The sequence below is a fragment of the Klebsiella sp. 2680 genome (assembly GCF_900198535.1).
Taxonomy (GTDB): domain Bacteria; phylum Pseudomonadota; class Gammaproteobacteria; order Enterobacterales; family Enterobacteriaceae; genus Klebsiella; species Klebsiella indica.
The window spans coordinates 1,124,032-1,137,101 of sequence record NZ_FZNJ01000002.1; the positions used below are offsets into that span (position 1 = coordinate 1,124,032).

At 54.8% G+C, this 13,070-nt stretch carries 7 protein-coding genes and 1 pseudogene; 3 read left to right on the forward strand and 5 right to left on the reverse strand.

Translation table 11 applies throughout. The annotated features are described in order from the left end of the window. Positions 1–189: 189 nt before the first annotated feature. Entirely contained in the window at positions 190–2,469 is a 2,280-nt protein-coding gene (gene maeB / locus FN037_RS12590; protein ID WP_138361094.1) for an NADP-dependent oxaloacetate-decarboxylating malate dehydrogenase, read from the reverse strand. 291 nt (positions 2,470–2,760) lie between these two features. Between maeB and tkt the strand changes: the two genes are divergently transcribed. Beyond that, the gene (gene tkt / locus FN037_RS12595; protein ID WP_138361093.1) at positions 2,761–4,755 is read left to right on the forward strand and encodes a transketolase; all 1,995 of its coding nucleotides are present in this window, start codon (positions 2,761–2,763) and stop codon (positions 4,753–4,755) included. Here tkt and FN037_RS12600 read toward each other — a convergent pair. The 3 genes and pseudogenes from FN037_RS12600 to aegA form a co-directional block, all read right to left on the reverse strand. Continuing rightward, positions 4,745–5,791 carry a DUF1176 domain-containing protein gene (locus FN037_RS12600; protein ID WP_142502434.1) on the reverse strand — a complete coding sequence of 349 codons (1,047 nt, stop codon included), beginning with the start codon at positions 5,789–5,791 and terminating at the stop codon, positions 4,745–4,747. The genes tkt and FN037_RS12600 overlap by 11 nt on opposite strands. Before the next feature lie 65 nt (positions 5,792–5,856). Continuing rightward, positions 5,857–6,454, reverse strand: a pseudogene (nudK, locus tag FN037_RS12605) (GDP-mannose pyrophosphatase NudK). Between the two features lie 58 nt (positions 6,455–6,512). After that, positions 6,513–8,495, reverse strand: coding sequence for a formate-dependent uric acid utilization protein AegA (gene aegA / locus FN037_RS12610; protein ID WP_142502370.1), 1,983 nt, complete (start codon positions 8,493–8,495; stop codon positions 6,513–6,515). Positions 8,496–8,883: 388 nt separating this feature from the next. On the opposite strand from aegA, the gene acrD reads away from it, so the two are divergent. After that, positions 8,884–11,997, forward strand: a complete 3,114-nt coding sequence (gene acrD, locus FN037_RS12615; protein ID WP_138361090.1) for a multidrug efflux RND transporter permease AcrD — start codon at positions 8,884–8,886, stop codon at positions 11,995–11,997. A gap of 133 nt (positions 11,998–12,130) precedes the next feature. Here acrD and ypfM read toward each other — a convergent pair whose 3' ends face one another. Then, entirely contained in the window at positions 12,131–12,190 is a 60-nt protein-coding gene (gene ypfM, locus FN037_RS12620) for a protein YpfM (protein ID WP_100181659.1), read from the reverse strand. 526 nt (positions 12,191–12,716) lie between these two features. Between ypfM and FN037_RS12625 the strand changes: the two genes are divergently transcribed. Next, positions 12,717–13,070 (forward strand): ArsC family reductase, encoded by a 354-nt coding sequence (locus FN037_RS12625; RefSeq protein ID WP_138361089.1) that lies wholly within the window; start codon positions 12,717–12,719, stop codon positions 13,068–13,070.

Below are 13,070 nucleotides of genomic sequence, written 5' to 3' on the forward strand. Positions count from 1 at the left end.
AATCCCCGGGAGCGTACTCCAGTACGTGACTGGGGTGAACGAGGAAAGCCAACGCACATGCAACTTGAAGTATGACGGGTATAAAACACCAGTACGGTATCTGAACCGGTTTATTATCAGTCTCCGGCTATTTTTTTGTCGATAAAAAAGCGCGGGAGAGTTCCCGCGCCTGAATGAATTAAATAGAGATTACAATGGCTGTGTTTGCGCTTCCACGACCGCCAGCGCCACCATATTAACAATACGACGAACAGAAGCGATCGGTGTTAATACGTGAACCGGTTTGGCTACGCCCATTAACACCGGTCCAACCGTCACACCTTCGGAACTGGAGACCCGTAGTAAGTTGTAACTAATACGCGCTGCCTCCATATTCGGCATCACCAGAATATTGGCAGAGCCTTTCAGCGGACTGTCCGGCATCCGGTCATTACGAATGCTTTCCACCAGCGCGGCATCGCCGTGCATTTCCCCGTCAATCATCAGATCGGGCGCGCGGGTTTTGATCAGTTCCAGCGCTGCACGCATTTTGCCGGACGATGGGCATCGGGACGAACCGAAGTTAGAGTGCGACAGCAGCGCCACTTTCGGCTCAATCCCGAAGCGACGCACGGTTTCCGCCGCCATCACGGTGATTTCCGCCAGTTCTTCCGGTGTCGGATCGTCATTGACGTAGGTGTCGGCAATAAAAGTGTTGCCGCTTGGCAGCAGCAATGCGTTCATCGCGCCCGCCGCATGGGTGCCTTCACGGTAGCCAAACACCTCTTTTACCACGCTGAAATGCTCATGGTAATCACCGATAGTGCCGCAAATCATGGCATCCGCTTCACCACGATGCACCATGATCGCGCCGATCACCGTGGTGTTGCTGATAACCGCTCTCTGCGCCTGCTCCTGCGTGATGCCGCGACGCTTCATAATCTGGTAATACTCGTTCCAGTACTCTTTAAAGCGCGGATCGGATTCATTGTTGACGATCTCAAAGTCAATGCCTGATTTGATCTGCAGCCCCAGCTTCTGGATGCGCATTTCGATCACTCCCGGACGACCAATCAGGATCGGTTTCGCCAGCCCCAGAGTGACCAGCTCCTGGGTTGCGTGCAGCACCCGGCTATCTTCCCCTTCCGCCAGCACCACGCGCTTCGGCGCTTTGCGCGCCTGCGAGAAAATCGGTTTCATAAACAGATTGGTTTTGTAAACAAACTCGGTCAGCTTATCGATATAAGCGTCAAAGTCGGCAATCGGACGCTTCGCCACGCCGGAATCCATCGCCGCTTTCGCCACCGCAGGGGCGATCTTGACAATCAGACGCGGATCGAACGGTTTCGGAATAATGTACTCCGGGCCGAAGCTCAGATCCTGATCGCCATAGGCGGAGGCCACCACTTCGCTCTGTTCGGCATGGGCCAGTTCGGCAATGGCGCGAACAGCTGCCAGCTTCATCTCTTCGTTGATCGCGGTTGCGCCAACGTCCAGCGCCCCACGGAAGATGAACGGGAAACACAGCACGTTGTTAACCTGGTTCGGGTAATCAGAACGACCGGTACAGATAATGGCGTCGGCACGCACTTCCTTCGCCAGCGGCGGCAGAATTTCCGGCTCCGGATTGGCCAGCGCCAGAATCATTGGCGCACGAGCCATTTTTTTCACCATCTCCTGCGTCAGCACTCGCGGCCCGGAACAACCAAGGAAAATATCCGCCCCGTCAATCACATCATCCAGCGTGCGCTTACCGCTATCTTCCACCGCATAGGCCGCTTTGGTTTCCACCATATTCGCCTCGCGGCCTTTGTAGATCACGCCTTTCGAGTCGCAGACCACGATGTTGTGTTTCTGCATCCCCAGCGCCACCAGCAGGTTCATACAGGCAATCGCCGCCGCGCCCGCGCCGGAGACCACCATCCGCACGTCAGAGATATTTTTTTCCACCACCCGCAGGCCGTTAAGAATAGCGGCGGTGCTGATAATCGCGGTTCCATGTTGATCGTCATGGAAGACCGGAATATTCATGCGTTCGCGTAGCTTGCGCTCAATGTAGAAGCATTCCGGCGCTTTAATATCTTCGAGGTTAATCCCGCCAAACGTCGGCTCCAGCGCCGCGACAACATTGATAAATTTGTCCGGGTCCAGTTCATCAACCTCAATATCGAAAACATCAATACCGGCGAATTTCTTAAACAGAACACCTTTCCCTTCCATCACCGGTTTACCGGCCAGGGCGCCGATATGGCCCAACCCCAGCACTGCCGTACCATTAGAGACCACCGCCACAAGGTTGCCACGCGCGGTATATTTATAGGCCGCCAGCGGATCTTTCTCGATTTCAAGACAGGGTGCAGCGACGCCCGGCGAGTAGGCCAGCGCCAAATCGCGCTGGGTCGCAAGGGGCTTGGTCGGGGAAACCTGGATTTTTCCGGGAACCGGGAATTCATGGAAATCAAGGGCGCTTTGTTTTAACTGCTCATCCATTTTATCGTTCCTTTCACGTATCGATCGTAGGGAGGGTGAAACGTAATAGCGTACCTGGTGTTCACCCTAAAGGGTGACCCAGTATCTCGCCTGACGGCGTCGCAAACTTTGAACACCGCCAAACTCTCGCCATAACAACGTTATATTTGTTATAGATTTATAATGTGTATGTAACTTGCCCTTGAAAGCAAGGATGGCCCTGTCTGCTATGCTTTTTAGTTATGCAACTCATCGTCCTCTCTATCCTAAATCAATAAAAACTCATGCAACGTATTGTTTCAGGAGTACATTATGTCCCGTAGAGAACTTGCTAACGCCATCCGCGCCCTCAGTATGGATGCGGTCCAGAAAGCCAACTCAGGCCATCCCGGCGCGCCAATGGGAATGGCGGATATCGCCGAGGTATTGTGGAACGATTTTCTTAAACACAATCCGCAGAATCCTCACTGGTACGATCGCGACCGTTTTATTCTCTCCAACGGTCATGCTTCCATGCTGCTCTATAGCCTGCTGCACCTGACCGGTTATGCGCTGTCGATAGAGGAACTCAAACACTTTCGCCAGCTACATTCGAAAACCCCCGGTCATCCGGAGTATGGCTATACGCCTGGCGTCGAAACCACCACCGGTCCGCTGGGCCAGGGGCTCGCCAACGCCGTGGGAATGGCGATTGCCGAACGCACGCTCGCTGCCCAGTTCAACCGTCCTGGGCATGACGTAGTCGATCATTTCACTTACGTGTTTATGGGCGATGGTTGCCTGATGGAGGGGATTTCTCACGAAGCCAGTTCACTGGCGGGCACCCTGGGGTTAGGGAAACTCATTGGCTTCTACGACCATAACGGCATCTCTATTGATGGTAAAACCGCAGGCTGGTTTACCGATGATACCGCCGCGCGATTCAACGCCTACCACTGGCACGTCATCGGTGATATTGACGGCCACGATCCACTGGCAGTCAAACAGGCCATTGTTGAAGCGCAGGGCGTTAAGGATAAGCCCTCGCTGATTATCTGCCGCACCATTATTGGCTTTGGCTCACCGAATAAAGCCGGTTCCGAAGAGTCACATGGCGCCGCATTAGGGGAAAAAGAGGTCGCTCTGGCCCGCGAGAAACTGGGCTGGAAATATCCGCCGTTTGACATTCCCAAAGAAATCTATCAGGGCTGGGATGCCCGTCCGCGCGGCGAAAAGGCCGAACAGGCGTGGAACGCAAAATTCGCCGATTATCAACAACAATATCCGGAACTGGCAGCGGAACTCACCCGCAGGATGAGCGGCAAGCTTCCGGAAAACTGGACGGAAGTCACTCAGCATTATATCGCCGGATTGCAGGCGGAACCGGCGAAAATTGCCAGCCGAAAAGCCTCACAAAACGCGCTGAACGCATACGGCCCCATCCTGCCTGAACTACTGGGCGGTTCGGCGGATCTCGCGCCCAGCAACCTGACCATCTGGTCCGGTTCGCAGTCAATTAAAGAAGAGCCCGCAGGCAACTATATCCACTATGGCGTACGTGAATTCGGCATGACCGCTATTGCTAACGGCATCGCGTTACACGGCGGCTTTATCCCCTACACCTCCACGTTCCTGATGTTTGTCGAGTATGCCCGCAATGCGGCGCGGATGGCGGCGCTGATGAAAGCGCGACAAATCATGATTTATACCCATGACTCTATCGGTCTTGGCGAAGATGGCCCGACTCATCAGGCGGTTGAGCAACTGGCCAGCCTGCGACTGACGCCCAACTTCAGCACCTGGCGACCATGCGATCAGGTCGAAACAGCCGTCGCATGGCAGGCAGCAGTAGCAAGACACTGCGGCCCGACGGCGCTGATCCTCTCAAGGCAAAACCTGGCGCAAATGGCGCGGACGCCGGAACAAGTACAGAATATCGCCCGCGGCGGTTATGTACTGAAAGATGCCGGAGGTAAACCAGACCTGATCCTGATAGCGACCGGTTCAGAAGTAGAGATAACGGTGCTGGCGGCAGAAAAACTGCTCGCCCGGGGAGTGAATGTCCGTGTGGTATCCCTGCCATCGACCGACGTGTTCGATGCTCAGGACGAAACCTATCGGGAATCGGTATTGCCAGCAGACGTCGACGCCCGCGTCGCCGTCGAGGCCGGAATCGCCGACTACTGGTATAAATACGTGGGGCTAAAAGGAAAAATCGTCGGTATGACCAGTTATGGCGAATCAGCACCCGCGGACAAGCTCTTCCCTCACTTCGGCTTTACCGTTGAGCATATTGTTAATGTGGCAAATGAGATACTCAACGGGTAACCCACAGCGTGGGCCAGGCATCTGGCCCCTGCCAGTTATCGCACCGCGGCTGCTGCGCATAACGTACGAGATTAAATCGCTGACCATCGTAACGCCAGCGAGTTTGTGTGCCACAATCGCCGGACGCGCGCCCTTTATCCAGCGTCACCAGTTCCTGACGCTGGTCATCATAGCTGGCATTAACCAGCTCAATGTCGCGCGCGGCATCGCCGGGCGGCTGAAACGGCAACGCCAGATGGAGCGGACGTGCAATGAATGGCCGCTGACGCGAAACCAGCCAGGCCAGCCAAATGGTGTTGTAAGCGCCCGCTTCACAACTGGTCATCAGTAGAACATTGTCATCGGTCAATGCGCTAACCCGTACTTCGCGGCGAAAAGGGTCCAGTGAACAAGCGCTGCTGTTCATCTTCTCGTTGCCGTAATCCATCAGATCGTTAAGTTCATCGCGACTGAGGGGTGACTGCGCCATATCGACTTTTCCCACCGCGCGTAAAGCGGGCGCGGGCGGAACGCTAAACGACAGAGCCTCTCCCTTACCTACCCACGCGGTTTCATTCCCCACACGCTTTTGTCGGCTGTCAATGAACAATAAAGCGGCTTTCAGCCCTTGCAGAGAAATACTCTGCAGGCCATTCTCCAGGGTAATGGCCTGCGCGTCCTGCACCTGCTGCAGGAAAGCATCAATGGTGAGGCTATCGTCGGTTTTAAGCAGTTTATCGGTGATCTGCCACTGTTTATCGCTGAGGATCAATGGATGGCCGTCAAGCTGGAGACGCGGTGCGATCGGTGCCAGCGCCGAGACGGGGTTGCCCACGCCGCCAAGTTCAATACGCAGACTGGCGTTAGTCGTCGCCCCGGCGCTACGACTGACCGTCATAACCAGACCATAGTGCAGCCCGACGTTGCGGGCGATGCAGAAATTCTGATTATTGCAGGTCACCAGCCAGTCGCTGAATAGCTGTTGGGCAGGTGCCGCCCGCACCTGCGACATCGGCAGCAAACCGAAGAGCAGAAAAAGAATAACCCGATACAACATGAGCGGCACAACCCCGGTGAAAACGCGATAAACAGCGGCCATGTTCACCAGCGGCAAGGTTTTACTCAATCAGATTTATCAGATATCCCGCGTCATCAGCCCGGATGTTTGCAAATATTGCAGGAGGATCACCGCTTTGCCATCGCGAATCTCCCCGTTCGCGACCATCTCCAGCGCCTGGCTAAAAGGCAGTTCCAGCACCTCAATATCTTCATCATCAACGCCGCCACCGCCGTTTGCCCGTTGGGCATCGCTGTATTCGGCGATAAAGAAATGGATAAGCTCGGTGACGCCGCCTGGAGACATATACAGCTCAAACAGTTTACGCACTTCCCCAACCTCGAAACCGGTCTCTTCAATGGCCTCTTTGCGCACACAGACTTCCGGCTCGTCATTATCCAGTAGCCCGGCACAGGTTTCGATCAGCATGCCATCCTGATTACCGTTTACCCAGGTGGCGACGCGGAACTGGCGTACCAGCACGACACTCTGCTTACGCCGGTTATACAGCATGATGGTGGCGCCGTTTCCGCGATCGTAAACCTCACGCTTATGGCGCACCACGCTGCCATCGCTGCGCGTGAGTTCATAGGTCATATTGCGTAAAACAAACCAGTTTTCGGAGAGGATTTTATCTTTGATGACGTTGATATTGAGTGACATACAGGCCCCACAGCATAGAATGACGTCGTCATACTACGCCGCGGGACCCGCTTTGTCGTTAGTGAAGCGGATTCGATTTCACACCGAGGAAATCCATTATCCCCTGCGCAGCATGGCGTCCTTCCGCCATCGCCGTCACCACAAGGTCAGCGCCGCGCACGGCATCCCCCCCGGCAAACACCTTACGATGGGTAGTCTGATAACGATAGCGGCTTTCAACGCTGGCTTTAATCCGACCGCGACTATCAAGCTGTACGCCGATCGACTCCAGCCAGGGCATGCCGTGTGGATGGAAACCAAAAGCCATGATCACCACATCGGCAGGCATCACGAACTCGCTTCCCGGGATCGGCGACGGACGGCGACGCCCCTGAGCATCCGGCTCGCCAAGTTGAGTACGCAGGAAGCGTACGCCGTTAACGTGGCCTTCCGCATCCAGTTCCAGCGTCACTGGCTGGACGTTAAACTCAAACATCGCCCCCTCTTCACGCGCGTTTTTAACCTCTTTCTTCGAGCCCGGCATGTTGGCTTCATCGCGACGATAGGCGCAGGTGACCTGTTTCGCGCCGTGGCGCAGCGAAGTCCGCACACAGTCCATCGCCGTATCGCCGCCGCCCAGCACGACAACATTCAGCCCCTCGGTGTTGATGTAAGGCTCATCCTGCAGCTCAGCAAGCCCCATCACCTGCCGGGTGTTGGCAATCAGGAATGGCAACGCATCATACACGCCTGGCGCGTCTTCATTTGGCAGATCCGCTTTCATTGAACGGTAGGTTCCGGTGCCGATAAACACCGCATCGTAGTCGTCAAGCAGCGTGGTCAACGGGAGATCTTTGCCTATCTCGCAGTTAAGCTCAAAGCGCACGCCCATCTGGGTAAAGATTTCACGCCGCCGGGCAAGGAGCGATTTATCCAGCTTAAACGCCGGAATACCAAAGGTCAGCAAGCCGCCGATTTCCGGGTGGCGATCAAACACCACTGGCCGAACGCCGTTGCGCACCAGATTATCAGCGCAGGCAAGCCCGGCGGGGCCGGCGCCGATAATCGCCACTCGCCTGCCGCTTTCAACCACCTGCGAGAGATCCGGCCGCCAGCCGCTGGCCAGCGCCTGGTCGGAAATATAGCGTTCAATGTTGCCGATAGTGACCGAACCGTACTCATCGCGCAGCGTACAGGCCCCTTCGCACAGGCGATCCTGCGGGCAGACACGGCCAGTAATTTCCGGCAGACAGTTGGTCTGATGAGAAAGCTCCACCGCGGAGGAGATATCGCCCGCTTTGACGCGCTCAATCCACTGCGGAATATGGTTATGCAGCGGACAGGTCCATTCGCAAATACTGTGTTCGCCGCACTTCAGGCAGCGTTCCGCCTCACGGCTGGCCTGTCCGGCGCTAAACGGGAGATATATTTCGGCGAAATTAGCTTTACGCGCCTCAGCAGACAGTTTATCGGCCTCGCCACGCGGCGGCGTGGCGGCCATGCGCGCCGCTTTTCCGACAGAGCGCAGTGGGACCACCGCGCCGGAATGGCTGTGCCACGGCTGAGCGTCCATCCGCGCCGCGCGTTGCCGGCGCTGTTTCGCCAGATTCAGCAGCGTGTCGTCCGTCGCCAGCTGCAGTGCCTCGGCCGGGCAATTCTGTACGCAAGCAGGCCCCTCTTCACGACCGCTGCACAAATCGCATTTGTGTGCTGTCGCCTTGACGCTTCCCGCCTTTACCGGCGTAAGGACGATTTGCATCACACCAAACGGACAGGCGACCATACAGGATTTACAACCAATGCATTTCTCCTGATTAACCTGGACACTGCCGTTAAGCTGGCTGATGGCGCCATTTGGACAACTGCGGGCACAGGGAGCCCCCTCACAATGATGACATGTTACTGCGTTACGCTTTTGCTCGCCTTTGATAACCGTGATACGCGGCAAAAAACGCTGCGGGGTCAATACATGCTGCTCATCGTTGTGCGCCATAACGCAGGCAACTTCACAAGCCTTGCATCCGATGCACTTATGACTATCGCTTAAAATAAAGTGGTTCATGACATCCTTCAGTATTAGTGGTGAATAACCCCTCAATTCGCATGCCTATCTATTAACCGACAAGGCGGTACCGGAACAATGTACATTTGCCCAGGATGGCGATTTTTTGGTAATAACCCGAGTTGGATCAATTTTTTTGACTTAAATGAAATTGCGTTTTATTTATTCAGGTAATAATTGCTTACGCCAGAGAAGCTGCGGCGACGGGAAGAACGTGGAAATATTGATAAAGGTAGAGAGAGAAGGACGATTCTTTACGCTACCAGAAACGGCGCACGATAACTTACACGTTCTCCTTGCTTTCTCCACAGTTGTCTGAGAGCTTGCCGCTAGAGTGTCACAGGCTGCGCAATAACAAAAAAATGCACACAATGAGGTCCTGATTCTGATGGCGAATTTTTTTATCGATCGCCCCATTTTTGCGTGGGTTCTGGCCATCCTTTTATGCCTGACCGGAACGCTTGCAATCTTATCGCTTCCCGTTGAGCAATATCCCGAACTGGCCCCGCCTAACGTGCGGATCACCGCGAACTATCCCGGCGCTTCAGCACAGACGCTGGAAAATACCGTCACCCAGGTTATAGAACAAAACATGACGGGCCTTGACAACCTGATGTATATGTCATCGCAAAGCAGCGGTTCCGGCCAGGCCACGATTACGCTAAGTTTTACCGCCGGCACCGACCCGGATGAAGCCGTCCAGCAGGTACAAAACCAGTTGCAATCGGCAATGCGCAAGCTCCCCCAGGCCGTACAAAACCAGGGCGTGACGGTGAGAAAAACCGGGGACACCAACATTCTGACCCTTGCTTTCGTCTCCACCGACGGCAGTATGGATAAACAAGACATCGCCGACTACGTCGCCAGTAATATTCAGGAGCCGCTCAGTCGCGTGAACGGCGTCGGCGATATCGACGCTTACGGTTCGCAGTACGCGATGCGCATCTGGCTCGATCCGGCCAAACTCAATAGTTTTCAGATGACGGCGAGCGATGTCACTGACGCCATTTCCGCGCAAAATGCGCAAATCGCTGTCGGTCAACTGGGCGGCACGCCATCGGTGGATAAGCAGGCGCTGAACGCCACCATTAATTCGCAATCGCTGTTACAAACCCCGGAGCAGTTCCGCAATATCACGTTACGAGTGAATCCGGATGGTTCCGAAGTCACCCTTGGCGACGTGGCTACCGTCGAAATGGGCGCGGAGAAATATGATTATCTCAGTCGCTACAACCGCCAGGCGGCCTCCGGCCTGGGGATCAAGCTGGCTTCCGGCGCTAACGAAATGGCAACCGCCGAGCGCGTTATCGATCGCCTGAACGAACTATCGCAATACTTCCCGCACGGCCTGCAATACAAAGTCGCTTACGAGACGACTTCTTTCGTCAAAGCATCCATTACTGACGTCGTCAAAACGCTGCTTGAGGCCATCGTACTGGTGTTCCTCGTGATGTATCTGTTCCTGCAAAACTTCCGCGCCACGCTTATCCCGACGATTGCCGTACCGGTGGTGCTGATGGGCACCTTCGCCATCCTCTATGTCTGCGGTTACAGTATCAACACCTTAACCATGTTCGCCATGGTGCTGGCAATCGGTCTGTTGGTGGATGATGCTATCGTGGTGGTGGAAAACGTCGAACGTATCATGAGCGAGGAGGGCCTCTCGCCGCGCGAAGCGACGCGTAAATCGATGGGGCAGATCCAGGGCGCGCTGGTTGGCATCGCGATGGTCCTGTCGGCGGTATTTGTGCCAATGGCCTTTTTCGGAGGCACAACCGGCGCGATCTATCGTCAGTTCTCAATTACCATTGTTTCAGCGATGGTACTGTCTGTTCTGGTGGCGATGATTCTGACGCCCGCCCTGTGCGCCACCTTACTGAAGCCGATTCACCGCGGAGACGATCACGGGAAACGGGGCTTCTTCGGCGGGTTTAACCGCCTATTTAACCGCAACGCCAGCCGCTACGAATCCGCGGTGGCGAAAATTCTTCATCGTTCGCTGCGCTGGATAATGATCTACATTCTGCTGCTGGGCGGCATGGTCTTTCTGTTTCTGCATCTGCCGACGTCGTTCCTGCCGCAGGAGGACCGTGGAATGTTTATCACTTCAGTACAGTTGCCTGGCGGCTCGACCCAGCAACAAACGCTGAAAGTGGTGCAGAAGGTAGAAGATTATTTCCTGAAAAAGGAGAAAGCGAACGTTGAATCGGTGTTCGCAACAATCGGTGCCGGCCCCGGTGGCAACGGCCAGAACGTGGCGCGAATGTTCATACGCCTGAAAGACTGGAACCAGCGCGATCCGACGAGCGGCTCCTCTTTCGCCATCATCGAACGCGCAACGAAAGCGTTTAACAAGATTAAAGAGGCTCGCGTCTTTGCCAGCAGCCCACCGGCTATCAGCGGACTCGGCAGTTCAGCCGGTTTCGATATGGAACTGGAGGACCACGCGGGCAACGGGCACGATGCGCTGATGGCCGCCCGCGATACTCTGCTGGAACTGGCCGCGCAAAATAAACAGCTAACCCGCGTACGCCACAACGGCCTCGACGATAGCCCACAATTGCAGATCGATATCGATCAACGTAAAGCTCAGGCGCTGGGCCTTTCCATCGACGATATCAACGACACGCTGCAAACCGCATGGGGTTCAAGCTACGTCAATGACTTTATGGATCGTGGGCGCGTGAAGAAAGTCTATGTCCAGGCGGCTGCGCCGTATCGCATGCTACCAGACGATATCAATCTATGGTACGTGCGCAACAGTAGCGGCACAATGGTCCCCTTCTCCGCCTTCGCCACCTCCCACTGGGAGACCGGTTCGCCGCGCCTGGAGCGCTACAACGGCTACTCGGCGGTAGAAATCATCGGCGAAGCCGCGCCCGGTGTCAGTACCGGCACCGCCATGACGATTATGGAAAAACTGGCTCAGCAGTTGCCGAACGGTTTTGGCCTTGAATGGACGGCGATGTCCTTGCAGGAACGTCTCTCCGGCGCGCAGGCGCCGGCCCTGTATGCGATTTCTCTGCTGGTGGTGTTCTTATGCCTGGCGGCGCTGTATGAAAGCTGGTCGGTGCCGTTCTCGGTGATGCTGGTGGTGCCGCTGGGGGTTATTGGCGCGCTACTGGCAACCTGGGCGCGCGGGCTCGACAACGATGTCTACTTCCAGGTGGGCCTGTTGACGGTTATCGGCCTGTCGGCCAAAAACGCTATTCTTATCGTCGAGTTTGCCAATGAGTTAAACCAAAAAGGCGAGGATCTGCTTACCGCGACGTTATCGGCCTGCCGTCAGCGTCTGAGGCCAATTCTGATGACCTCGCTGGCGTTTATCTTCGGCGTACTGCCAATGGCTATCAGCACCGGTGCGGGTTCCGGCAGCCAGCATGCCGTCGGCACCGGTGTTATGGGGGGCATGCTCTCTTCCACCCTACTGGCTATCTTCTTCGTGCCGCTGTTCTTCACGCTTGTGCGACGCCGTTTTCCGCTCAAGGAACGGCCACAATAGCAGAAGCGATGGTGACAGTTTTCACCGGGGCAAATAACAGAAAAGGCGACATATGGTGTCGCCTTTTTCATGTGGCCGCTTCAACTGCATTATTATCCTGCTCGTGGAATCGCCCTGCTCTCATTGTGGAAACTTATTTACGAAGCATACCTTCGATAAAATCTTTCCAGTTCCCCAGTTCATGCTCAATCATACTAACCTCTCTTATTATTATGGGTAATTTTATGCAAATTTGTTGTTAATGAAAAGTTTGTTTTTGCTATCGCTCTCATTGCTTTACTATCGTCTCCGACATGTTCCCCTTTCATTCGTAAGTACTATGAGCCTATTTGTGGCGGTTTAATGTGACCAATAGCAACATTCAGCAACATTCATTCATCTGCTCAATCCGCCAGCCCTGACCCCGGGTCGGGATAAGCACAAACGAGAGGTTAAAAAACAGACGAAAAATATTACATTCAAACTATCCTGCGGGAAAAAAAGATATTTATTACAGTCATTCGCGTATTATTTAGGGTATCTATTCGGAGTATCTCAATCCAAAGATTAAGAGCCTATCCCACCAGGCGTTATTGGCGCAGACAGTTTGAACACGGCCAGCGCGGAAGAACCGGAGCGTACACGTAGTACGTGAGGATTCTGAGCACTGCCCAGGTTCAAAATGACAAGCAAAATAGCCCTAATGGGACAGGCTCTAATTCAAAGAGAAAGGTTTAATCATGCTAACCCTGTACGGAATTAAAAACTGCGACACCATAAAAAAGGCCCGCCGCTGGCTGGACGCCCATCAGCTTGAATATCGCTTTCATGATTATCGTGCTGATGGCCTGAGTCGCGAATTAGTCGACACCTTTATCGCCGAACTCGGCTGGGAAGCCCTGCTCAACACCCGAGGGACCACCTGGCGCAAACTGGATGAAACGGTTCGCGCCAGTATCAATAACGCCGACGCCGCAGCGGATCTGATGCTGGAAATGCCGGCAATCATCAAGCGCCCATTGCTCTGTGCGCCTGGTAAGCCTATGCTGCTGGGTTTCAGTGAATCAAGTTATCAGCAGTTTAACGAGGTGTAG